We start from the raw sequence: 23,054 nt of genomic DNA, 5'->3' as shown, positions 1-23,054 counted from the left end.
ATCAGCGATCAGCTTGTGCATCTCTACTGACGGGGTGAAACGGGCGTGACCGCCGGTCGGCGCGACTATGGGAGGGTCGGAGCTTGCGGTGGCTTAGTGGCTCGCCACTTTTTGCCCTGGTCGCTCCCGATGGTCGCTTGGAGTGCCGGCTTCGATTCCCGGCAGGGTCCGCCCGCTGGCGCTCGGGGCTCCTCCAAGCTGCCGCCAATTGCTTCTTCCGTCGCTGCGACGGCCTCTGTCCGCGTCTTCCGGGCCAAACAGGGTGAAGTACAGGCGCTATGCTTGCATACAGATGGCGCAAAAGCAAAAAAAGACGATGTTGCTGGACGCGAAACTGCTGGATGTGGCTCGCCACTTTTTGCCCTGGTCGCTCCCGATGGTCGCTTGGAGTGCGGGCTTCGATTCCCGGCAGGGTCCGCCCGCTGGCGCTCAGGGCTCCTCCAAGCTGCCGCCAGAGGTGCGGCGCGCGTTAGGAGTACGCACGGAAACCGAGGCCGTGACGCGCTTGCCGCGCATCGCCCTAATCACTTCGAATCTGGACGATTTCCGGCGCCTGCGGCGGGAGTTGGCGGTCGAGTTTGTGGCTCCGTTTCCGCGCTAACTGGGGGTTTGTGTCACGGTCAGTAACGCGGGATGGAGGGGTCGACGGTGAGGCTCCAGGCGTCGATGCCACCGGCGAGGGAGCGGGCGCGGGCGCAGCCGGAGCGGCGCAACCAGTCGGCGGCGGTGAGGGAGCGCTGGCCGCTGTGGCAGTAGCAGATGATCTCTTCGCCGGCGCGGTTCTGCAGGAACTCGTCGAGGTGCATGGGGATTTGCGGCAGCGGGATGTGCTCGGCGCCGTCAAGGTGGGCGGCGTCGAACTCCCATTGCTCGCGGACATCGAGCAGCGCCAGCTTTTCGCCGGCCTGGCGGCGGGCGGCGAGCTCTTCCACGCTGATTTCAATATCGAGGGGTTCGGGTTGGCTCATGAGATCTCCAGGCCGAGATTGCCGCCCTCCGGGTTGATGACAAAGCCGGGTTCGAGCGCGGCGGCGCGGGCCCAGGCGTCGAGGGCTTCTTCGCGCTCGCCAGCTTTGAGCGCCAGCTCACCATGCAGCACGTGCAGGCGGGCGTTTCGCGGCCCCAGCTCGGCGGCTTCCCGAGCTGCAGCGAGCGCCGCGGGCGCATCGCCCAGCAGCAGCCGCGCAAAGGCGAGATTGCCGGCGTTTTCGGCGTCGGCGGGAGCGGCGGCGCGGGCGCGTTCGATCAGCGGCAGCGCGCGCTCCGGCTGGCGCGCCTGCAACCAGCAGGCGCTGGCGTCTTTCAGCACACGGGCCGCCTCGGGTTCGAGCCGCAGGGCAAAGCCGTAGAAAAATGCGGCCTGGTCAAAATCGCCACCGGCGCGGTGTACATCGGCGAGCGCGGCCCAGGTGCGGAAATCGTCGGAGGCCTTCTGGGTGGCCTCGGTCGCCAGCAGCAGCGCCTCGTCCCAGCCTTCGTGAGCGCCTTCGCCCTGGGCAAGGCCGGCATGCTCCAGGCGGCGCAGCAGCAGCGAGGAGAGCGCGGCCAGCGCCAGGCCATTTTCGGGGTTGGACTTCACGGCCGCTTGCAGCAGCTCGAAGCTGACCTGTATTTCGCCCGCCGCCCACAGGCCGATGCCGAGATCCGCGCCCGCGAAGCCGTCGTGAACCACGAGGCCGCCCAACAGCGCCGCGGCTGCGTCTGCCTTGTTCTGGCCCAGCAGTTCGCGCGCCAAAGCGGTGCGGATGGCGACCATGGAAGGATCGAGCTCGAACGCGCGCCGCAAGTTTCCGGCGAGAAAATGCAGCAGCGCCGCCGGGGAAGGCGTGGCCAGATCCTCGAAGCTGCGCAGTACCGGCTGGCTCAGCTCCGCGCCGAGCTGGTGCGCGGCGAACTCGGCCAGCCGCGCCAACAAGTGATGGGCCAGCGCGAAGGGAGCCTCTTCGGCCTTGCGCTCGCCGTTGACAGCAATTTCCGCCTGCCAGCGGTCACTGATCCAGAGTTGACCGCCGAGGGAGGCTGGGGCCGTCAGTCCGGTGCGCTCCAGGGCTTCGGTAATCAACCGCGCCAGCCCCGCGCCGGCGCCTTCGGGGATGGCCCAGGCACCGTCGGCCACGACGGTCACAGCGAAGTCGGTCGTTGTCACAGCTTCGATTGTACGCTGACGGCGGGCTGAATCTGGGCGGCGATGGCTTCGAGCGCGCGCTCCGTGGCGCCGCGCTGTGAGGCCAACAGCGCCTGCGCCGCCTGACCGAGCCGCTGCCGCTCCGCCGCGTCTTCGAGCAGCCTGCGCCAGACACGTTCGAGTTCGACGGTGCTGGCGACTCCTTGCGCAGCGCCTGCGGCCAGGAACTGCTCGGCGATGGCGGCAAAGTTTTCCATATGTGGTCCAAAGGTGACCGGCACGCCCCAATAGGCCGGCTCGAGCAAGTTATGGCCGCCAAAGGCGCCAAGGGTGCCGCCGACAAAGGCGACCGTGGCGAGCTGGTACGCCGACGCCAGCTCGCCCAGGGAATCCAGCAGCAGCACGCCGCCGGGCGGGACGAACGCCCCGTCGCCGGCGATGAGGCGCGAGCGCTGCGCCCAGGGCAGGCCGCTGGCGCCGATCTCTGCCGCCACCGCTTCGAAGCGCTGCGGATGCCGGGGCGCGAGGACAAGCAGCCGGGAGGGCGTAGCCAGGCGGCGATAGACCTCGAGCAGTTGGGCTTCTTCGCCCTCCATAGTGCTGCCGGCGATGATGACCTCAGTGATGCCGGCGTGCTCAAACGCCGCCCGCAGCCAGCGGATGAAACCGGGCAGATCGGGCGGAATCCAGTCAAATTTCAGGTTGCCGGCGACTTCAACGCATTCGGCGCGCGCCCCCAGGTCTTCAATACGCGCGGCGTCGGTGGGGGTCTGCATCAGAAAGCCGGCGGCGGCGCCCAGCACCGGGCGCAGCAGCTTGCGCACCAGCCGGTAGCGGGCGTAGCTGCGGCCGGAGATGCGGCCGTTCAGAAACATCACCGGGACGCCCGCGGCGGCAGCTTCGCGCAGGAAATTGGGCCAGATTTCGGTTTCGGTGATGATCACCAATGCCGGAGCCATAGCCTTGAGCGCGCGCCGCGTGGCAAAGCGGAAGTCGAGCGGAAAGTAAAAAATCCGGTCGGCCGGGATGCGCCGTTCGGCCACGCTGCGCCCGGTGGCCGTGGTGACTGATAACACTACGAGCCGGTCGGGGAAGCGCTGTTTCAGCAGGCTGATCAGCCGCTCCACCGCCAGCGTCTCGCCCACCGAAACCGCATGCAGCCAAATCGTCCCTGGGCCGGCAGTGGCCAACGGCTTCAGCCAGCCGAAGCGCTCGCCCAGATGGCGGGTGTAGCGGCCGTCGGGAGCATTGCGCGCCCAAAGCAGCGGCGCCAAGGCTGCAAGTCCCAATGCGAGAAGGATAGAGTAAAGAACGAACATCGAAGCATCTAACTAAAGCGAGGGCCTTGTTAAAATTGGATGTGGCAACCGCAGCTCCCTCATCGCAACGCGCCGGACTGGCCGCGCTGAACCCGCAGCAGCGCGCCGCCGTTGAGCAGGTGGATGGGCCGCTGCTCATTTTGGCAGGTGCGGGCAGCGGGAAAACGCGCGTCATCACGCACCGCATCGCTCATCTTATCGCCCATTATCGTACCCCGCCGGACGCGATTCTGGCGATGACGTTCACCAACAAGGCGGCGGAGGAGATGCAGAGCCGGGTTGCCGGCCTGCTGTCGTATGAGGCGTACGCACAGCCGCAGATTTCCACCTTCCACGCCTTTTGCGTGCGCTCGCTGCGGCGCGACTACCCCGCCATCGGCGGCACGCGCGATTTCGTGATCTACGCCGACGACGAGCAGCAGCGGCTGGTGAAGACGGTGCTCAAGGCGCTGGGCCTCGAGGACAAGGCGTTTACGCCGCGTGCAGTGCTGAGCCGGATTTCAGCCGCCAAGAATCGCGGCTGGTCGCCGCAGGAGTTCCTCAAGCATGCCGTCGATCCACGCAGCGAGCGCCTGGCGGTGGTCTACGAACGCTACCAGGCCGGGCTGAAACAGGCACATGCGCTCGACTTTGACGATTTGCTGCTGGAGACCGAGCGGCTGCTGCGGCAATCGCCGGAAACCGCAGCGCGCTACAACGAACGCTACCGTTATCTGCTGGTCGATGAATATCAGGACACCAACCGGCCGCAGTACGAGCTGCTGCGGCTGCTGACGCAGAAGACGCAGAATCTGTGCGTCGTCGGCGACGAGGATCAGAGCATTTACTCCTGGCGGGGCGCCGACATCCACAACATTCTCGATTTCGAGCGTGACTACCAAGGCGCGCAGGTGATCCGGCTGGAGCAGAACTACCGCTCGACCAAGAACATTCTGGCGGCGGCGTCGAGCGTAGTGGCCAACAACCGCGAGCGCAAAGGCAAAGTGCTGTGGACCGAAGCCGAGGCGGGCGCGGCGATCCGCTACTGCCTGGCGCCGGATTCCGAGCAGGAAGCGGTCTGGGTCGCCGAAGCGGTGGAGACGCGCCGCAAGGCCGGCGAGGCGGCAGGCGCCGGCTCGATTGCGGTGTTGTACCGCACCAATGCGCAGTCGCGCTTGTTTGAAGAAGCGCTGCGGCGCCGCAACCTCACCTACAAGGTGCTGGGCGGCTTCAGCTTTTATGAGCGCGCCGAAGTCCGCGACCTGCTGGCCTATTTGCGCGCCAGCATCAATCCGGCCGATTCCATCGCCTGGCTGCGCATCATCAACACCCCGGCGCGCGGCATTGGCAAGGTCACCGTCGATGCCCTCGAGCGCCTGATGCTCGAACGCAATGCCACCTGTCTGGACGCGGTGAAGATCGCGCTCGAGGGCGGCGCGGGCCTGCCGTCACGGGCGCTGGGGCCGCTGGCGGAGTTTTTCAAACTCATGGCCGAGTTCCGGACGGCGGCGCTGGAGCCGGTCCCTGCCGATACGCTGTTGCGGCTCATCCTGGAGCGTACCGGCTACGCCAAGCTGCTGCAGGAAGAGGCCACGCCGGAGGCGGAAGCCCGGCTGGAGAACCTGGGTGAGTTGATCAACGCTGCCGCCGACGCCGCCGCGCGCGGCGAATCGGTGGCCGCCTTTCTCGACCACGCCGCGCTGGTGAGCGATCAGGACGACTACGATCCGCAAGCCGCGGTTCAGCTCATGAGCCTGCATGCTGCCAAGGGCTTGGAGTTTGACGTTGTCTTTCTTGCCGGACTCGAAGAGGGTCTGTTTCCGCACAGCCGCAGCGCCAACAGCCCCTCCGATCTCGAAGAAGAGCGCCGCCTCTGCTATGTCGGCATGACGCGCGCGCGCCGCGAGCTGCTGCTGTCGCACGCGGCGCGGCGGCGGCGCTATGGCGGCCAGAGCTACGAACCGACGGTGCCGTCGCGCTTCCTGGCCGAAGTGCCGCAGGAGCTGCTGCACGACGTTTCCCCCGCGGGCCCGCGCTACGTCAGCGAGGGCTACAGCCAGGAAGTGAAACCGGCGCCGGGCGGCTTCCGTCATAAATACAACTCGGTGGAAAGTATTCACCAGTTTTTCGGCAGCCGGGGCGGGCGGCCTCCCGAGGCGCCCGCCCCGGCTGCCGCGAGCGCCCCGCCGGCCGCGCCGCGCTCGCACCCCAAAGCCAAGGCCACCGGGTCCGGTCTGCGCGCCGGCTCGCGTGTGCGCCACGCCAAATTCGGCGTGGGCACGGTGCTGCAGATTGAAGGCGAGGGTGACCTCACGAAGCTCACTATCTCGTTTCCCGGCTACGGCCTCAAGAAACTGGTGGAAAAAATGGCCGGCCTGAGCCCGGTTTAGAATCTTCCCTATGCCGCTTGCCTGGCTGCTGCTCGCCGCCCTCCCGTTCGCTCCTGCTGTGCCTGCCCGGCTGCCGCAGGCGGCAGCCAACACCCCGGCGGTTGCGGCCGCCCATCGCACCGTGGCGCAGGCGATTGCCGCGCTCGGCGGCGACGAGTACCTGCAGGCGAACGAGCGCAGCGGCAAGGGTTACCTGTACACCTTCAACTCCGCGGGCGAGCTGAACGGCACCGGAACCCAGTTCTGGTCCTACTACCGCTTTCCCGGCGATGAGCGCCTCGAACTCACCAAGAAGCGCAACGTCATTTATATCTATTCCGGCGGTAAGGGCTGGGAAGTCACGTTTCGCGGCGTCACGCCGATGCTGCGGCGCACCATGGCTAACTATAAAGAAGTCAGCGCGCACTCCCTGGATGTCATCCTCAAGACCTGGGCCGCCGATCCGGCGACGCTGATGCTGGACGAGGGCAATGGCCTGTATGACCAGGCGCCTATCGATTCGGTTTTGTTTACCACCAAGGATGGCGTTTCCGCGACGGTGGATTTTTCCCTCCTCACCCACTTGCCGGTGCGGGTACATTGGCAGCGCACCGATCCGGATACCGGCGGCCGTTACGTCGAGGCGGTGGTTTATGGCAATTGGGCCAATATTGGCGGCATTGAAGCCGCCTTTTCGGTGGATCGCTACCAGGGGCCGCAGCGGCTGGAGCAGCAGTATTACACCGATATCAGCTTTGCCCCCTTCGCCGATTCGCTGTTCACCCCCAAACCCCTGAAATAGGCGCTTCCCCCAGCGCGCCTTCGGTGCGCTATGATGGCGTTTTTGAAGGAGGAAAGAGCGCCTCATGCAGGTTTTCGATACCCTCCACGTGCGCAACCTGGCTCTCGCGGGCCACGGCGGTTGCGGCAAAACCACCCTCGTCGCCGCAGCCTTATACACCGCCGGCGCCACGCCCCAGCAGGGTTCGGTCGCCGCCGGCACCACGGTCACCGACTTTGACGAGCAGGAAATTCAGCGCCACAACAGCATCGCCACCGGTCTGGCGCTGGCGGAGTGGCCCGGTCCCGACCGCGCGCCCTGCAAGCTGAACTTCGCCGATACGCCCGGCCAAAGCCTGTTCGCCCACGAAGCCGTGGCCACGCTGGAAGTCGCGGAGACCATGCTGCTTGCGGTCGATGCCGCGAGCGGCGTGCAGGTGCAGACGGCGCGGCTGTGGGAGCTGGCGGCGGCGCACAACCTTCCGGTGATGGCGGTGCTGACGCGCGCCGATCACGACCACAGCGACGTTGCGGCGGTGCTGGCCGCGCTGCGCGAGCGCTTCGGCCGCGCTCTGTGCCCGGTGCAGTTGCCGATTGGTGCGCAGCGCGGTTTTCAGGGCGTCATCGATCTGGTGGCCATGAGCGCCCGCCACTACAGCGCAGGCGGCAATGGCAAGACCCGCACCGCCGCCATTGATGCCGCCGACGATGAGGTCGCGCGAAAAGCCCACGAAGAACTGGTCGAGCTGATTGCCGAAGGCGACGACGCGCTGATGGAGGAGTTTTTCGACAAGAACACGCTGGCGCCCGAGCATCTCGTCAAGGGCTTGCGGGGCGCCATCCGCGCCCGCCGCATTGTGCCGGTGCTGATCACCAGCGGCCAGCAGAATATTGCTGTCGATGCGCTGCTGGATTTTGTGGCCGCCTACGCGCTGCACCCGGGTGAAGCGCCGGCGCGGCCGGGCACGGTGCCTGGCCATCCCGAGCAGGAGCTGACGCGCACGGTGAGCGACAGCCAACCGCTATCGCTGGAGGTCTTCAAGACTATCGCCGACCCGTTTGCCGGACGGCTGAGCGTGTTCAAGCTGCGCAGCGGCAAGCTCAAGAACGAAGAACCCGTGACCAACTTCCGCACCCAGGCCACGGAAAAATTCGCGCACCTGAGCGTGCTGCAGGGCAAGCAACTGCTGCCGGCCGCCGAACTTCATGCCGGCGATCTGGGGGTGGTCGCCAAGCTCAAGGACACTCTCACCGGCGACACGCTGGGCGACAAGGCCGCGCCCATTGCCTACCGGCCCTTTGCCTGGCCGGAAGCCGCGATTCATTTTGCCCTCGCCGCCAAAAGCCGGGGCGATGAAGACAAGGTCTCGCTGGCGCTGCACAAGATGCTGGAAGAAGACCGGGCGCTGCAGTTTGCGCGCGACGCCCAGACGCAGGAGTTCCTGCTGGGCGGCACCGGCCAGCAGCATGTGGAAATTGCCGTCGCGCGCCTGAAGCAGCGCTACAACGTCGAGGTACAGTTGCGCGCGCCGCGTGTCGCCTATCGCGAAACCATCCTCGCCAAGGCCGACGTGCAGGGCCGCCACAAGAAGCAGACCGGCGGCCACGGCCAGTTCGGCGACTGCTGGATTCGCATGGAGCCGCTGGCGCGCGGCTCGGGGTTTGAGTTCGTGAATGAAATTTTTGGCGGCTCGATTCCGAAAAACTACATTCCTGCGGTCGAGAAAGGCATTCAGGAAAGCGCGGCGCGCGGGTACCTGGCGGGCTATCCCGTGGTCGATTTCCGCGTGGTGCTGTATGACGGCTCGTATCACGAGGTTGACTCCAGCGAAATGGCGTTCAAGCTTGCTGGCTCGCTGGCCTTCAAAAAAGCCATGGAGACGGCGCGGCCGGTGCTGCTCGAACCCATCATGATGGTGGAGGTGGAATCGCCCGAGGAGTATGCCGGTGATCTGATCGGCGATCTCAACGCGCGCCGCGGCCGCATTGAAGGCATGCAGCCGCGCAACGGCAGCGAGTTTATCCGCGCCCAGGTGCCCCTGGCGGAAATGCTGACCTATCAGTCCGATCTGACCTCCAAGACGCAGGGGCGGGGCGCGTTCCACATGGCGTTTTCGCGCTACGATCTGGTGCCGGCGCTGCAGGCGGAAAAAATCATCACCAAGGCGCGCGCCGAACGTGGGCATACTGAGGAAGAGGAGGAATAATTCCATGCCCTTTGTCGAGGAAGAGGCGCCGGCACAACGCCTGGATTACAGCGCTGCGGCGCCGGGAGGCGTGCAGGCCATCGTGAATCTGCAAAAATACGTGAACGAGTGCGGCCTGGACGCGAAAATCGCCGAGCTGATCAAACTGCGCTGCTCGCAGATTAATGGCTGCGCGTTCTGTGTCGATATGCATGCGCGGGATGCGCGCCGCGTGGGTGAAAGCAACCAGCGCGTCGACGCCGTCGCCGTATGGCGCGAATCGAACCTGTTTACCAATACCGAACGCGCGGCTCTCGCCTGGGCGGAGGCGGTCACGCTGGTCAGCGTCGATCACGTCCCCGGCGAAGTCTACGACTGGGTGTCGCGCTACTTCAACGGCAAAGCGCTGGTGGATTTGACCTATGCCATCATCGCCATCAACTGCTGGAACCGGCTGGCGATTCCGTTCCGCACGCCCACCAAGGTTGAGAGTAAAGCCGCTGGCCGCTAGTGAGAAAGATTCCTGCGCATGACAAAACCTGTAATCGGATTCATCATCGGCATACTCCTGCTGCCGGTGTCGCCTTGGCGATGACCGGCGGGCTACCGGTGGCGACCGCCGCGCATCCCCTGCCGTTTGAGCACGCCATCACGCAGACGGCGCTGCACGCCGTCTTGCGCCGGCAGGCGCCGCGCACTCCCGCGCCCGTGCCGCTAACGGAGTCGAACCTGCTCGCCGGCGCGCAAGTGTATAGCACCCACTGCGCCTTTTGCCACAGTTGGGCGCACGGTCCGGCGACCGCAGCCGCGCGCGGCATGTATCCACCGCCGCCGCAACTGCTGCAAGGGGACGGCATGGTCACCGACGATCCTGCCGGCGTGACCTTCTGGAAAGCGAAAAACGGCATTCGCCTGACCGGTATGCCCGGCTTTCACGACTCGCTGAGCGATGTTCAGCTCTGGCAGGTGAGTCTGCTGCTGGCGCACGCCGATCATCTGCCCGCCGCTGTCAGCGCGGCGCTGCAACAGAAGAGCGCCGCGGCGGCCATCCCCTGATGCGTCCGCTCCGCTCGCGGCTCACGCTACTACTGGCCGTGGGGTTGGCCGGCGCTGGGGCGCTGGCAGCGCAAACCAATTCCGCACCGGGTGGCTCGCCACTTTTTGCCCTGGTCGCTCCCGTTGGTCGCTTGGGGTGCGGGCTTCGATTTCCGGCAGGGTCCATCCGCTGGCGCTCAGGGCTCCTCCAAGCTGCCGCCGCAGGATCACCTCGGGCCAGGCGGGCGGTTCTCCTTACTAGCGCGCCGCTCAGGCGGCTTCGCGCCAGGTTTTCGCGGCACGCTGGAGGTCAGGCTCGGCTTTGGCGAGATCCTCGGGCAACATGACCGGCCGGAGCTTGACGCTGGCGCCCAAGCCCACGAAGAACGGTTCCGAAAAGCGGGGAATCTCGGAAGCGTCACGGAGATTGACGACCATCAGGCCGGTGCGCTCGCCGTGCTCCTCGAAAAAGTAAGCCGCCTCCGGTTTCAGCTCACTGAGAATCGACTTCAGCGTGGTGCCGAGCTTGCCGTCACGGACAAGCTGATTGCCGCGATCGACAGGGATATGAACTTTGAGCAACATCCGCATACACCCTCCTTTTGGGTCAGGCCGGAGGTGAGATGCGGCACCTTGCGTTGAGGCTGCCCGGCGGCTTTCTATCTTTGCAGCAGGTCGAAGGGGGAGGCGGGGTCGGTGACGCGCAGGTTGCGGGCCAGCGCCGGGTGACGCTCGCGCAGAGCTGCGAACATCGCCCAGGCGGCGCGGCGGTAGGCGAAGTGGCCGCCCACGCCGGTGCGCAGCTCGGCGATGTAGGCTAGCTCGGCGAGATCCATTTTGAACAGACTGCGCTTGCGGTAGCCGAGCGGCAGGGCATAGGCGCCGGCCATGCCCTTGCGTGCGGCCCAGCGTCCGGCGGTTTGCATGGCCGTCTGGTAGTCTTCCCCCGCCGCGCTCGCCTCGATTTCCGCCGGCGTATCGAAGCCGTGCCGCGCGGTGTAGCCCTGGTGCAGTTGCACACAGCGGCGATGGCGGTGCAGGTCGCGGAAGCCGCCGATATCCATCAGGATGTCGAACTGGAAGGTCTGGCCCGCCTGAAACGGGCGCAGCAACTCATCGTGATCGCCGCGCGTGGCGCGGCCCAGCTCGACGATCTCCTCGCGCCGCGCCGCCGGCAGCGCGCCTACCGCATCGAGAAGCTGGCGGTAGGAGTGGTCGCAACACGGATACAGCAGCGAGGCGGCGAGTTCGATTTCGAGCGCGACCGGCGGCGCCAGATGCACGCCCGGCGTCGAATCCGGCGTCACATGGTTCATCAGCGCCGCGGCCGCTTCGGTCAACTCGCGCCGCGAGGCAAGCTGGTACGCGCTCGGTTGGGTGTACTTCACCAGCGTGGGTACGGCGCCGGGCGCGCTGGCGGCCTGCTTCAAAGCCTGGCCCAACTCGTGGCACTCCGACCAGGCTGAGGAGAGCAGCCGGACGATCTGCTGTTCGAGCGTGCGGGCGCTGACGATCTGACCGAGACTGGTGGCCGTGCCCAGCGGCAACAGGTAGCGGCTGAAGTCGAAGGCACGGGCGCGGATGGTGCGGGCGTACGCCTCGGGCTTCATGCCCTCCGGCCGGGGATGACGCTCGGTCAGGAAGGATTCCATGCGGGCGCTGAGCTCGCGGTAAGCCGCGAACAGCGCCTGCATGATGTCGGGGTATTCAAGGCTGTCGGCCAGCTCCGGCGGAGTCACGAAGCCGCTTTTTTCGAACTGCTGATAGCGGGTCGAGCGTTCCTGGCCATCCCAGCGCGTCTCGTCGGCCACTTCGATGGCCGCCAGAATCGACAGCCGCTCCAGCGCCAGGCTCAGGTGGGCGAGATCGGCGATCGAGCGGTGGCCGTAGGCGAAGTAAAAAGTGTTGAGAAATTTCTCCGCTTTCTGCTGATCCAGCTCGTGCAGGCTCTCGCGCATGGACAGCGCCGAGCGGCTGTAGCGCGCCATCGCATAGGCAGCAATTTCCGGATCTACGCCCGTGAGGAAGTACACCTCGGCAGTGGCCATGAGGCTCATTGTCCCATAGGCGCGTCTCGCGCCGCCTGGCCGGGATCGACCCGGCCGCGACCCCATGCCATGCTAAAGCGATGCCTGCCTCACCCGCGCGCCAGCTTGCCTGCGAGATTCTGCTGCTCGTCGAAGAGCACGGCGGCTACGCCAGCGACCTGCTGCACTCGCAGCGGACGCGCGCGCTGGCGCCGGCCGACCGGCGGCTGGCGACGGAGCTGGTGATGGGGGTGCTGCGCTGGCGCGCGGCGCTCGATTACGTCATCGGACGGGCGGCGCGGCGGCCCATCGCGCAGATTCCGCTGCTGCCGCGCACGGCGCTGCGGCTCGGCGCCTATCAGTTGCGGATGCTCGACCGCGTGCCTGCCTCCGCCGCGGTGCATGAGAGCGTGGAATTGGCCAAAGCGGAAGGGCCTAAGGCCGCTGGTTTCGTGAACGCAGTGTTGCGACATGTGTCGCGGGCGCCATTGGCGGGGCTCCTTGCCAACGAGACGGAGCTGGCGCGCCGGCGCGAGGCGGAGTTCTCGCACCCTGCCTGGATGCTGGAACGCTGGAGCCGTTTCTATTCGCCCGAGGCCGCGGCGGCCATGGCGGAATACGATAACGCCCCTCCGCCCGTGGCCTGCTGGCCGCCGCAGCCGGTCGCGGGCGTCGAATTTGCGCCCGGCCAACTGCTGCGGACGGCCCGCCGGGTGAAAGCCGGCGAGCTGACGCAAACGCCGGCGTTCCGCTCCGGGCGAATGTGGATACAGGATGAAGCCTCGCAACTGATCGCGCATTTGGTGCAGCCGGTGGCCTGCGGGCGCATTCTGGACGTCTGCGCCGCGCCGGGTTCCAAAACTGCGCTGCTGGCTGCGCTCGCGCCGGAGGCGCAGATATTCGCCCTGGAGCGGCACGTCCGCCGCGCGCAGTTGCTCGCCCGCCGGCTGCGGCGAGCCGGGGCGAGTGATCGCGTCCAGATCGTGGCGGCGGATGCCACGGCGCCCTGGCCGCTGACCGGCCGCTTTGACCGCATTCTGGTCGATGCGCCCTGCACCGGCACGGGCACGCTGGCGCGCAATCCCGAAATCCGCTGGCGCGTGCAGCCGCAGGATCCCGAGCGGCTGGCGCAACTGCAGCTCAGCATATTACGCCGTGCGGCAGGCGGATTGGCGCCCGGGGGCCGGCTGATCTACAGCGTCTGCTCGATGGAACCGGAAGAAGGCCCCGACGTCATCACCGCGTTGCTGGCCGTTTGCCCCCAGCTTCGCGTGCTGCCCGCGATAGAGGTTCTGGCCACGATTGCGGACCTCCGCGTGCCCGCCGCGGCGCTCACCGAGGGGCCCTGGCTGCGCGTGCTGCCGGGCCGCTTCGCCACGGACGGCTTTTTCGCTGCCGTGCTGACGGCTGCATCGAGCTAAAGCACTCGCCTGCCGCCGCCGATACGCCGCTTGAGGGATTCCCGAACGGAGGAGGGCATGGTCTATCTTCTGGCGGCCGTGGCCGCAGTTGCCGGTGCTGCGCTGGTGGCGGCGGTGTTTCTGGCCGTAGGCCAACGCCGCAACTCCGCCGGTGCGGGAGCCCCGATCGACCGGAAGTCGGTGCGCCGCAGCCGCGAGTTCGAAATCCTCACCCGTATCGGCACCACGCTCAGTTCCTCGCTCGACACCGACAGCCTGCTGCAAACCATCTACGAGCAGCTCCAAACTCTCATGCCCGTGGATTCGTTCTACCTTGCCTTTCAGGAGCGGGAGGCCAACCGCATCCGCTTCGTCTTCGAGGTAGAAAACCGCGAGCGCCGCGCGCCGCGGACGCGCGAGCGCAAACGTGGCGTGACCGAGCACGTCATCGAGATGGGCCGTCCGCTGCTGATCGATCACGACCTGATGGGCTATCTCGCAGCCAACGGCCTGGTACTCAGCGGCATGCCCGCGCGCACCTGGATGGGCGTACCCATGCGCGCCCAGGGCAAAGTTGAGGGCGTTATGTCGGTGCAAAACGACCGCTGCGAATACGCCTACGACACCGGCCATCTGCACGTGCTTGAGGTTCTGGCCGCGCAGGCAGGCGTGGCGCTGGACAATGCCCGTCTGTTTGCCGAGATCCAGCAGCAGGCGGTCACCGACGCGCTCACCGGCTTGAAGACGCGCCGCTTCTTCATGCAGGCACTGGAGAGCGAATGGCGGCGGGCGCAGAGCGCGCTGACACAGCCGGCCCGTGAGGGAGCCGGGGAGTGCGGCTTCGCGCTGGTGCTGATTGATCTCGATGGCTTCAAGCGCCTGAATGATCACGATGGCCATCTGGAGGGGGATCGTCTGCTGGTGCATGTCGGGCATCTGCTGCAAAGCAGCGCGCGCGCCGGCTCGATTGTGGCCCGCTTTGGCGGCGACGAATTCACGGTGTTGGCGCCGGCCTGCAACCCCGCCAACGCTCAGCTTCTGCCCGAGCGGATGGCGGCCATGCTGGCCGCCGATCCGCTGCTGCGCGAGCGTAGCCTGGGCGCCAGCATTGGTCTTGCGGTGTACCCCGGTTCCGGCTTTTCGCCTGAAGAACTGCTCCATGCCGCCGACGCGGAAATGTATCGCGCCAAGCAAAGCCATCACCATCGCGCGCGGGCGCCGATTGCGGTATGAGCCTGTCCCTCCAGCACGGTATGCGCGCCTGGCTGCGCGGCGACGCGGTGCACGTCTGGCAGACCGCGGCGCGCGGCATGGCCACCGCGGTTGCGGTGGGCGCGGCGGTGTCTCTGGGTTGGACTTCTGGGGTGTACGCGGGCCCGACGCTGCTGAACGCGGCGGGCGTGCTGGCCGCGGCGGTGGCGGTCATATTTCTGGCGCCCGCGCCCGCTCCCACATCGCCGCGCCGCCGGCGGTTGGGCTACGGCGCCGCCGCCGTGGTTGTGGCGGCGGCGCTGCTGCGCGGGTGGGCGCCCGCCGGTTTCCGGCCCGCCTCGCACATCACGGCCGCAGCCCTGCTGCTGCTGGGCGCATCGTTGCTGTTGAAACCGCGGCTGCCGTGGATCGCCACGGTCGCCGACCTGTTGGTCGCTGCGGCGGGTTGCGGCCTGGGCTTCGACGCTCTCCTGCGGGCGCCGGGCGCGACCATCGCGGTGTCCTGGGCCATGGCGTTTGCCCTGTTGCTGCTCGCCGCCGCCTGGATGGCGGCTTGGCCGCAACGGCGGCCGGTGAGTTTCTATTTGGAAGCGGGCTCGGCCGCGTCCGTGCTGCGCCGTCTGCTGCCGCTCACCTTGCTCTACCCGGTGCTGCTGGCCGCCGCCGCCGCCGCCCGCGGGCGGGGCAATCTGTTCGCGGTCCATGTCACGCAAGCGATGTTGGTGGTGAGCACCGCCGCCTTCGGCGCGGCCTTGCTCTGGCTTATTGCCTGGGAGCTGGACCGCCGCGACGCCATGGCCCAGCTCGCCAGCCTCGACCTGCGCGCCAGCGAACGCCGCTACCGTCAGCAGTTCGACAACAACCCGCAGCCCATGTGGGTGTTCTCCATCGCCAGTCTGCGCTTTCTTGCCGTCAACGATAGCGCGGTACGCGAATTCGGCTATTGCCGTGAGGAATTCCTCGGCATGACGGTGCTCGATATCCATCCCGCGGAGGACCGCGAGCGCCTGCGCGCCATAGTGAACAAGGGCCAGCCCGTGAAAGGCTGGCTCTGGCGCTATCTCACCAAGTCCGGCACGGTGCTGGAAGCGGAAGTTTTTGCCCAGCCCATTGACTGGCACGGCGAGGCCGCGTTTCTTTCCTTTATCAATGATGTGACCGCGCGCCGCAGCGCCGAAAACCAGTTGCGCGAACGCGAAGAGCAGGTGCGCACGCTGCTGGACTCCACCAGTGAAGGCATTTACACCCTCGACATGGAGGGCCGCTGCCTGTGGTGTAATCCTGCCGCGGCGAAATTGCTGGGCCTGGCGGAGGCGAGCCAGCTTCTAGGCCGGCAGGTGCACGCTCTCGCCCACCATACCCGCGCCGACGGCCAGCCCTATCCTGCAGCCGAGTGCCGGCTCGCGGAAGCCGCGCGTACGGGCCGACCGGTCAGCCTGGATGAAGAGCTCCTCTGGCGCGCCGACGGCTCCAGCTTTCACGCCGATATGCGGTGCAACCCGCTCTATCGTGGGGGCAAGCTCTCTGGCGTCGTGATCGCCATCGCCGATGCCAGCGAGCGCCGCAATCTCCGTACCCAGATCCAGCAGGCGCAGAAGATGGAAGCCGTCGGGCGGCTGGCCGCCGGCATCGCCCACGACTTCAACAACCTGCTCACCGTGATCAACGGCTATACCGACATGCTGCTACAGCAGGGCGAAGCGCCTCTGTCGCCCGATCGCCAACAGCGGGCCCTCGACAGCATCCGCAAAGCCGGCGAGCGCGCCGCCACGCTCACCCGCCAGTTGCTGGCATTCAGCCGGCAGCAGGTGATTGAACCCAAGTCGCTCAATCTGAATTCGGTGCTGGAAGAAATGGATGGCCTGTTGCGGCGCATGCTGACGGAGCAGATCGAACTCCATATCGCCGGTGATGCGGGCCTGGGCCTGGTCCATGCCGATCCGGGCCAGCTCAGCCAGATTCTGATGAATCTGGTGGCCAATGCCCGGGATGCCATGCCCGGCGGCGGCCGCATTACCATCGAAACGGCGAACTTCTCCCTGGATGACCGCTATGTGGCGACGCACGCCGAGGTGGCGCCGGGGGATTATGTGCTGCTGACCGTTTCCGATACCGGCGCCGGCATGGATGCCAGCATCCGCAGCCATATTTTCGAACCCTTTTTTACCACCAAGCCGCTGGGGCAGGGCAGTACCGGCCTCGGGTTGGCGACGGTGTTCGGCATCGTCAAGCAAAATGGGGGCACGGTGTCGGCGTATAGCGAGCCCGGGCATGGCACCTCCGTCAAGGTCTATCTGCCGCGGATCCTGGCGGGCGCCGATGGCGCCCTTCGCCGGCCACCGGCGACGACCGGGGGCGGCGGCGAAACCATCTTGCTGGTGGAAGATGAAGATGCGGTACGTGAGCTGGCGTGCGAGGTGTTGCGGGCGCGCGGTTATGAGGTCCTGACCGCCAGCCGCCCTTCCCAGGCTTTGGAGCTACTGCGTGGTTATACGGGCGCGCTGGCGATGGTCATTACCGATCTGGCCATGCCGGAAATGGACGGCAGCAGCCTGGTGCGGCACATCGCCGCTCAGCGCCCGGGACTGGCGGTTCTGTTCGTTTCCGGTTTCCCCGACCGGATTCTGTCGCCGAACTACCAGCTTGCCCCCGAAATCGCCTTCCTGCAAAAGCCCTTTTCGCCGGAGATGCTGGCGGCACGGGTCCGGGCGGTGCTCGCTGGCCGCCCAGAAACCGCAGCCGCCGCCAGCTAGAAAACAGCACGCAAATGATGTAACCAACCTGATCTAATCGGCGTTTGCATACGCATGGGATCGTGGCTCGCCACTTTTTGCCCTGGTCGCTCCCGTTGGTCGCCTGGAGTGGGGGCTTCGATTGCCGGCAGGGTCCGCCCGCTGGTGCTCAAGGCTCCTCCAAGCTGCCACCGGATGGTCGGGACGATCACCGTGGCCGTGGCGCTCGCGATGAGCGCGGGCGCTGGGGCGCAGACGCCGCCGCTGCATTTGGCGGAGGCGGTCACCAGCGCCTGGATGCGCTACCCGGGCATGACCGCCGCGCAGCAGGCCGCAACCCTGGCAGTCGCGCAGGCCGATCTGGCGCGGACGGCATTTTGGCCCAACGCCGGCCTGGCGGCGCAGTGGGACCGCGCCACCGACAACGCCACCCTCGGGCTGAGTTTTGGCAGCCCGCTGCCGGGTATCAGCGGCACGGTCCCCGCCAGCGACTATTCCCAGCGCAGCGCCTGGACCAGCGCCGCCGGTCTGTATTTTACGTGGGAGATTGCCGACTTTGGCCGCCGTGCCGCCAATGTCCGCTATTTCCAGAATCTGGCGCAGCAGGCCGGCGATCAGGCGGCGGTGGTCAGGCTGCAAGTGGGTGCGCACGCCGCCGATGCCTACCTGACCGTCCTGGCCGCCGGGCAGCAGGTGCGGGTGCGTACAGCCGACGTGCGCCGCTGGGCCGATTTAGCCAAAATTGTTGAGGCCCTCGTCGGCCAGCAATTGCGTCCCGGCGCTGACCGTTCCCGCGCCCAGGCGGAGCTGGCGGCGGCGCGCATTCGCGCCAGCGACGCCGGCCGCGATCTCGAGAGTGCCCGTGCCAGTCTGGCCGAGGCCCTGGGCCTGGCGCCCGGCCAGCCGCTGCCGCCGCTGGCGGCCTTGACCGGCCTGCCGCCTGAAGTCCCGGCCAAGAATCGGGCTACGCCGCCGCAAGTGCGGGTCCGCCAGGACGCGGTCGCCGCGGCGCAAGCGCAACAAAAGGAGGTTGCCCGCTCGGCCCTGCCGCGCTGGTACGCCCTCGGCAGCGCCTATGGCCGTGGCAGCGGCGTGCTGGCCGCCGGCCGCCTTGCCCCCGGCCTCACCGGCCTGGCGCCGACCACGGCCGCCAATTGGGCGGTGGGGCTGGGGGTGGATTTTTCCTTCACCCGCTGGCGCGCGCAGCGCAGTCAGAGCGTCGCCGCCAAAGCCCAACTTACGCAGGAACAAGCGCGGCAGCGCCAGACGGAAGGGCAACTCCATAGGGCGCAGCAGCAAGCCGCCGCCGACTGGAACGCCGCCCGCACCGTCGCCCGCGAATCGCCCATCGGCCTGGCCGCGGCGCAGGCGGGCGAACGCCAGGCGCGGGTGCGCTACCAGACTGGTCTGGCCAGCCTCGTCGATCTCGCCAATGCCGAACAACTCCTCGCCCAGGCGGATTCCGACAATGCTCTCGGCCAACTGCAGGTCTGGCGCGCGCTGGTCGAAACCGCCTATGCCGCCGGCGATCTCCAGCCCGTTTTGACCGCAGCGCAAGGACACTAAATGAATCCCATCGCCGCCGCTTTGCGCCGTCCATTCACGGTTGCCGTCGCCGTCGTCGCCGCTGCCGCGCTCGCCGCCATGGCGGTGATGCGCATGCCGATTGACGTCTTTCCGCAATTGGACGCCCCGGTGATTTACGTCGCGCAACCCTACGGCGGCATGTCGCCGGCGGAGATGGAAGGCTATATCGTCAATTACTACGAGTCCAACTTCCTGTTCGTCTCCGGCGTTCAGCAGGTCGAGTCGCGCTCGGTACAGAACTTCGGCCTCGTCAAGCTGAGTTTCCATCCGGGCACGGATATGAGCCAGGCGGCGGCCCAGACCACCTCCTACATTTCGCGCGCGCTGGCCTACATGCCCAGCGGCACGGTGCCACCCTTCGTGATGCGCTACGACGCCGGCAGTCTGCCCGTCGGCGACCTGATCGTTTCCAGCGCCAGCCGCAGCCAGGCGGAGCTGGACGATCTCGCCCAGACGCGCGTGCGCCCCGTCTTTGCTTCCCTGCCCGGCGTTTCCGCGCCGCCGCCGTTTGGCGGCAACCCGCGCAGCGTCATCCTGAATCTGGATCCCGCGCGCCTCAGCGCCCGCCGCCTCTCGCCCGATGACGTGGTGCGCGCCCTGGTGGCGGGCAATGCCGTCATGCCTTCCGGCAACGCGCGCATGGGCGATCTCAACCGCATCGTGCATGCCAACACCGTCGTGCCTGCGTACCCGCAGCTTCTGGATTTACCGGTAGGCACCGGCGCTTCGGCCGACAAGGTGCTGCTGCGTGATGTGGCCAGCCTCGAAGATTCTGCCGATGTGGTTTCCGGCTACGCCGAATTGAACGGCCGCCGCGTGGTTTATCTTCCCGTCACCAAGCACGCCGACGCCTCGACGCTGCGTGTCGTCGGCGAGGTCAAGGGCGCTCTCGGGCGCATGCGCGAGCAAGTGCCCGAAGACGTGGATGTGTCCTTTGCCTTCGATCAATCGTCCTATGTGCGCGATGCGCTGGACGCCATGCTCATCGACGGCATTTTGGGCGCGGCGCTCACGGGCCTGGTGGTGTGGCTGTTTCTCGGCGACCGCCGCAGCGCCGCCATTGTGGTGGTCGTGATCCCCTTTGCGCTGCTGGCCGCAGTGGCTGGTCTCTGGCTGCTGGGCCAAAGCCTCAACCTGATGACCGTCGGCGGGCTGGCGCTGGCCATCGGCATTTTGGTGGACGAAGCCACGGTGGCGATGGAGAACATCCATACCCACCTCGGGCGCGGCGAGCCGCCCGCGCGCGCCGTCGTCAGCGCCGGCATGGAGATTCTGGGACCCCAGGTGCTGGCCATGCTCGCGGTCGCCGCGGTGTTTCTGCCGGCGCTGTTCATGCAGGGCATCAGCCGCTCGCTGTTCATTCCCCTCAGCCTCGCGGTGGGTCTCGCCATGCTGGCCTCGCTGGTGTTGTCATTGACGCTGGTGCCGGTGCTGGCCGTCTGGCAGTTCCGCAAACAGCAGCACCGGCACGCCGCTGCCGGGGGCATGTTCGAGCACCTGCGCGCGGCCGCGCAGCGCGCCGCGGGCGCCGTCGCCCGGCAGCGGCGGCTGGTATTGCCCATCTATCTCGTGCTGGCGGTGCTGCTTGCCGGCGGCGTGGCCCTGCGGATCGGTGCTGACGTCTTTCCCGCAGCCGATACCGGCCAGTTCCAGCTCCGTCTGCGCGCGCCCGCGGGCACGCGCTTGAAGCGCACTGAGGTGGCCTATGCGCAGGCGCTCGACATCGTCAACCGTGATGCCGGACCGGGCAACGTTGAAACCACGCTGGGCTTCGTCGGCACGCAGCCGCGCTCCTATCCCATCAATTTGATCTATCTCTGGACCAGCGGCCCGCAGGAGGCGGTGATGCAGGTTGCCCTGCGTCCCGGCAGCGGCCTTCACCTCGCCGAGTTTGAAGCCCGGCTGCGCCGCGACTTTGCCCGCGAACTGCCGGCGGTCTCGATCAGCTTTGAAGCCGGCGACATCATCGGCCGGATGATGAATCTCGGCTCGCCCACGCCCATCGCCGTGCAGGTGAGCGGCTTTGATATGGCCGCCGATCACGCCTACGCCGAGCAGGTGCGCACCGCCCTCGCGCCTCTGCCTACCCTGCGCGATCTGCAGTATGGCCAGCCCTACGACTACCCGGCAGTGCTCGTCGATGTCGATCGCCAGCGCGCCGCCACGCTGGGCATGACCGTGGTCCAGGTCGGGCGCTCGCTTACCGAGGCGACGGCCTCCAGCCGCTTCGTCGCGCGCAACTTCTGGCAGAATCCCGCGACTGGCCTGACCTACCAGGTACAGGTGCTGATGCCGCCGGCAGAAATGAATAACCTCGACGCCATCCAGACCATTCCTCTCGCCGGCGGCCACGGCGCCAAGCCGCTGCTGCTCGGCGACGTGGCGACCGCGCAACTCGGCCAGGTCGTGGGCGAATACGACCACTTCAATATGCAACGCATGGTCTCACTCACCGCCAACGTGCAAGGTGCGAGCCTGAGTCAGGCCGCGGGTGACGTCAACCGTGCGCTGGCGCGCCTGCCGCAGCCGCCGCGCGGCGTGCATGTGGCTGTGGTCGGCCAGGTGCAGCCCATGTGGGAGACGCTGAGCGGCCTCGAAACCGGCCTGGTGCTGGCGGTGATCGTGATCCTGCTGCTGCTGACGGCCAGCTTTCAATCCTGGCGCCTGGCACTGGTGGTGCTGACGGCCGTGCCGGCGCTGCTCACCGGCGCGCTGCTGTTGCTGGGGGCGTTCGGCTCCAGTCTCAATATCGAATCCTTCATGGGTATCATCACCGCGGTGGGCATTTCCGTCGCCAACGGCATTCTGTTGGTGACCGTGGCGGAAGGCGCCCGCAAGCATGCCTACGCGGAGCTGGCGGGCCTGCCGGAACCCGAGCGGCGGCTGCGCGCCGCCGAAGAAGGAGCAAGCACCGGCCTGGGCCTGCGCCTGCGCCCCATCCTGATGACCGCCAGCGCCATGATCGCGGGCATGGTCCCGATGGCGCTCGCCTGGGAGTCGGGCGGCGGGCAAAGCGCGCCTTTAGGCCAGGCGGTCATCGGCGGTCTGGCCGCCTCGACCGTGTTTACGCTGCTGGTCATGCCCGCAGCCTACATTGCCCTGATGCGGCGTCGCGACGCCAGCTCGCCCGCGCTCGACTTGGAACCGGAGGAATCGCATGCGTAAGGTAACGCCAACCATCTGGCTGACCCTGGTTGTCCTGGGTGCGGGAGTCGTGCTGACCGGCTGCAACGCCCACCCCAGTTCGCTGCCGGCCACCGCCCACGCGGAAGCGCGCGCGGTGCGGCTGGTCGCCGTGCGCCGCGCGCGCCCGCGCCTGACCATGCTGCTGCCCGCGGAGCTGGCTGCCTTTCAGGATGCGACCCTGCAGGCGCGCGTGCCCGGCTTCATCCGCAAACTCTATGCCGACCGCGGCAGCCAGGTCCGCGCCGGCCAGTTGCTGGCCGAACTCGATGCGCCCGACCTGAGCGCCAAACGCGCCGAGGCTCAGCATCGGCTGTCGTCCGCCAAAGCGCTGCGCCTCGAAGCGCAAGCGACCCTGCAACGCGATCAGGCGACGTTGCAGCGTTTGCAGGGCGCCGCGGCCGCCGAGGCGGGCGCGGTGGCGGGCAACGATATTCAGGTGGCCGAGCATGCCGTCGCGGCCGATCAGGCCGAAGTGGAGTCGCGCCAGGCGGCGGAGCAAGCCGCCGCCGCCGCGCTCGCCTCGCAGGCTGCGCTCACCGATTATCTTCGCGTGGTGGCGCCCTTCACCGGCGCCATCATCCGCCGTGATGCCAGCGTGGGCGCGCTCGCCGGCCCCAGCGCCCCGCCGCTGTTTGAGCTGCAGCAGTTGGATCCCCTGCGCCTGGTCGTCGATGTGCCGGAGGCCGAGGCCGTCGGCATTCCCACCGGCGCGCAGCTTCCGTTTACCGTGGCCAATCAGCCCGGCCGCACCTTCACCGGCGTGGTCGCGCGCGTCGCCCATAGTGTCCGCCGCGACTCCCGCTCCATGCCGATTGAGCTCGACGTCGCCAACTCCGGCTCTGTGCTGGCGCCGGGCATGTTCGTGCGGGTGCAGTGGAGCTTCCAACGCGCTCAGCCTTCTTTGTTCGTTCCCGCTTCTGCCGTGGTGCGCAGCAGCGAGCGCACCTTTGTCGAGCGCATCGGCGCCGATGGCCGGCTGCAGTGGGTAGATGTTACGACCGGGTTTGCCGATGGCGCCAACCTTGAGGTCTTCGGCTCTCTCGCGCCTGGCGACCGCGTCGTGACCGCGGCCGAGGATGACCTCCGTCCCGGTCAGGCCGTGACTGTCGTTCCTTAA

17 protein-coding genes are annotated in these 23,054 nt (G+C 67.3%); 12 read left to right on the top strand and 5 right to left on the bottom strand.

Annotated elements, in window-relative coordinates; translation table 11 throughout:
* Positions 1-292 precede the first annotated feature (292 nt).
* Positions 293-601, top strand: a complete 309-nt coding sequence (locus tag EPN33_14080; protein ID TAN20910.1) for a hypothetical protein — start codon at positions 293-295, stop codon at positions 599-601.
* 19 nt (positions 602-620) lie between these two features.
* Here the strand turns inward: EPN33_14080 and EPN33_14075 are convergent, their stop codons facing one another.
* From EPN33_14075 to EPN33_14065, 3 genes are read right to left on the bottom strand one after another with little or no spacing between them, the layout of a single operon-like run.
* The gene (locus tag EPN33_14075) at positions 621-968 is read right to left on the bottom strand and encodes a rhodanese (GenBank protein ID TAN20909.1); all 348 of its coding nucleotides are present in this window, start codon (positions 966-968) and stop codon (positions 621-623) included.
* Entirely contained in the window at positions 965-2,146 is a 1,182-nt protein-coding gene (locus EPN33_14070) for a hypothetical protein (GenBank protein TAN20908.1), read from the bottom strand. The genes EPN33_14075 and EPN33_14070 overlap by 4 nt, the downstream gene beginning before the upstream one ends.
* The gene (locus tag EPN33_14065; protein ID TAN20907.1) at positions 2,143-3,444 is read right to left on the bottom strand and encodes a 3-deoxy-D-manno-octulosonic acid transferase; all 1,302 of its coding nucleotides are present in this window, start codon (positions 3,442-3,444) and stop codon (positions 2,143-2,145) included. Before EPN33_14065 ends, EPN33_14070 begins: the two co-directional genes overlap by 4 nt.
* Before the next feature lie 77 nt (positions 3,445-3,521).
* Here EPN33_14065 and EPN33_14060 point away from each other — a divergent pair, with 77 nt between their 5' ends.
* From EPN33_14060 to EPN33_14040, 5 genes are all read left to right on the top strand, one after another.
* The gene (locus EPN33_14060) at positions 3,522-5,813 is read left to right on the top strand and encodes an ATP-dependent DNA helicase Rep (GenBank protein ID TAN20965.1); all 2,292 of its coding nucleotides are present in this window, start codon (positions 3,522-3,524) and stop codon (positions 5,811-5,813) included.
* Positions 5,814-5,823: 10 nt separating this feature from the next.
* The gene (locus EPN33_14055) at positions 5,824-6,594 is read left to right on the top strand and encodes a hypothetical protein (GenBank protein ID TAN20906.1); all 771 of its coding nucleotides are present in this window, start codon (positions 5,824-5,826) and stop codon (positions 6,592-6,594) included.
* Between the two features lie 64 nt (positions 6,595-6,658).
* Positions 6,659-8,779 (top strand): elongation factor G, encoded by a 2,121-nt coding sequence (locus EPN33_14050; protein ID TAN20905.1) that lies wholly within the window; start codon positions 6,659-6,661, stop codon positions 8,777-8,779.
* A gap of 4 nt (positions 8,780-8,783) precedes the next feature.
* Positions 8,784-9,269, top strand: coding sequence for a carboxymuconolactone decarboxylase family protein (locus EPN33_14045; GenBank protein ID TAN20904.1), 486 nt, complete (start codon positions 8,784-8,786; stop codon positions 9,267-9,269).
* An 80-nt stretch (positions 9,270-9,349) separates the two neighbouring features.
* Positions 9,350-9,814, top strand: coding sequence for a cytochrome c (locus tag EPN33_14040; protein TAN20903.1), 465 nt, complete (start codon positions 9,350-9,352; stop codon positions 9,812-9,814).
* A 249-nt stretch (positions 9,815-10,063) separates the two neighbouring features.
* On the opposite strand, the gene EPN33_14035 is transcribed toward EPN33_14040, so the two are convergent.
* Both EPN33_14035 and EPN33_14030 read right to left on the bottom strand, forming a co-directional pair.
* Positions 10,064-10,384, bottom strand: a complete 321-nt coding sequence (locus EPN33_14035) for a hypothetical protein (protein TAN20902.1) — start codon at positions 10,382-10,384, stop codon at positions 10,064-10,066.
* 68 nt (positions 10,385-10,452) lie between these two features.
* The gene (locus EPN33_14030) at positions 10,453-11,850 is read right to left on the bottom strand and encodes an alternative thymidylate synthase (protein TAN20901.1); all 1,398 of its coding nucleotides are present in this window, start codon (positions 11,848-11,850) and stop codon (positions 10,453-10,455) included.
* A 71-nt stretch (positions 11,851-11,921) separates the two neighbouring features.
* On the opposite strand from EPN33_14030, the gene EPN33_14025 reads away from it, so the two are divergent.
* The 6 genes from EPN33_14025 to EPN33_14000 are packed head-to-tail and all read left to right on the top strand — an operon-like array spanning position 11,922 to position 23,054.
* Positions 11,922-13,241, top strand: a complete 1,320-nt coding sequence (locus EPN33_14025; protein TAN20900.1) for an antitermination protein NusB — start codon at positions 11,922-11,924, stop codon at positions 13,239-13,241.
* 57 nt (positions 13,242-13,298) lie between these two features.
* On the top strand, positions 13,299-14,453 hold the full coding sequence (locus EPN33_14020) for a sensor domain-containing diguanylate cyclase (protein ID TAN20899.1): 1,155 nt from the start codon (positions 13,299-13,301) through the stop codon (positions 14,451-14,453).
* Positions 14,450-17,185, top strand: a complete 2,736-nt coding sequence (locus EPN33_14015) for a PAS domain S-box protein (GenBank protein ID TAN20898.1) — start codon at positions 14,450-14,452, stop codon at positions 17,183-17,185. Before EPN33_14020 ends, EPN33_14015 begins: the two co-directional genes overlap by 4 nt.
* 54 nt (positions 17,186-17,239) lie before the next feature.
* Positions 17,240-18,730 carry a TolC family protein gene (locus tag EPN33_14010; protein TAN20897.1) on the top strand — a complete coding sequence of 497 codons (1,491 nt, stop codon included), beginning with the start codon at positions 17,240-17,242 and terminating at the stop codon, positions 18,728-18,730.
* Entirely contained in the window at positions 18,731-21,916 is a 3,186-nt protein-coding gene (locus tag EPN33_14005) for an efflux RND transporter permease subunit (GenBank protein TAN20896.1), read from the top strand.
* Positions 21,909-23,054, top strand: coding sequence for an efflux RND transporter periplasmic adaptor subunit (locus EPN33_14000; protein ID TAN20895.1), 1,146 nt, complete (start codon positions 21,909-21,911; stop codon positions 23,052-23,054). Before EPN33_14005 ends, EPN33_14000 begins: the two co-directional genes overlap by 8 nt.

This window comes from Acidobacteriota bacterium, assembly GCA_004299485.1.
GTDB lineage: Bacteria > Acidobacteriota > Terriglobia > Terriglobales > SCQP01 > SCQP01.
Note: the sequence above shows the minus strand (reverse complement) of the source record. Positions and strands in the feature narration are given on the sequence as shown.

Excerpts from the sequence above, each read along its gene's own strand:
- EPN33_14010 (TAN20897.1), top strand. The coding sequence starts at position 17,240 with ATGGGATCGTGGCTCGCCACTTTTTGCCCTGGTCGCTCCCGTTGGTCG.
- EPN33_14035 (TAN20902.1), bottom strand. The coding sequence starts at position 10,384 with ATGCGGATGTTGCTCAAAGTTCATATCCCTGTCGATCGCGGCAATCAG.
- EPN33_14045 (TAN20904.1), top strand. The coding sequence starts at position 8,784 with ATGCCCTTTGTCGAGGAAGAGGCGCCGGCACAACGCCTGGATTACAGC.
- EPN33_14000 (TAN20895.1), top strand. The coding sequence starts at position 21,909 with ATGCGTAAGGTAACGCCAACCATCTGGCTGACCCTGGTTGTCCTGGGT.
- EPN33_14025 (TAN20900.1), top strand. The coding sequence starts at position 11,922 with ATGCCTGCCTCACCCGCGCGCCAGCTTGCCTGCGAGATTCTGCTGCTC.
- EPN33_14005 (TAN20896.1), top strand. The coding sequence starts at position 18,731 with ATGAATCCCATCGCCGCCGCTTTGCGCCGTCCATTCACGGTTGCCGTC.
- EPN33_14065 (TAN20907.1), bottom strand. The coding sequence starts at position 3,444 with ATGTTCGTTCTTTACTCTATCCTTCTCGCATTGGGACTTGCAGCCTTG.
- EPN33_14040 (TAN20903.1), top strand. The coding sequence starts at position 9,350 with ATGACCGGCGGGCTACCGGTGGCGACCGCCGCGCATCCCCTGCCGTTT.
- EPN33_14050 (TAN20905.1), top strand. The coding sequence starts at position 6,659 with ATGCAGGTTTTCGATACCCTCCACGTGCGCAACCTGGCTCTCGCGGGC.
- EPN33_14055 (TAN20906.1), top strand. The coding sequence starts at position 5,824 with ATGCCGCTTGCCTGGCTGCTGCTCGCCGCCCTCCCGTTCGCTCCTGCT.
- EPN33_14020 (TAN20899.1), top strand. The coding sequence starts at position 13,299 with ATGGTCTATCTTCTGGCGGCCGTGGCCGCAGTTGCCGGTGCTGCGCTG.
- EPN33_14015 (TAN20898.1), top strand. The coding sequence starts at position 14,450 with ATGAGCCTGTCCCTCCAGCACGGTATGCGCGCCTGGCTGCGCGGCGAC.
- EPN33_14030 (TAN20901.1), bottom strand. The coding sequence starts at position 11,850 with ATGAGCCTCATGGCCACTGCCGAGGTGTACTTCCTCACGGGCGTAGAT.
- EPN33_14080 (TAN20910.1), top strand. The coding sequence starts at position 293 with ATGGCGCAAAAGCAAAAAAAGACGATGTTGCTGGACGCGAAACTGCTG.
- EPN33_14075 (TAN20909.1), bottom strand. The coding sequence starts at position 968 with ATGAGCCAACCCGAACCCCTCGATATTGAAATCAGCGTGGAAGAGCTC.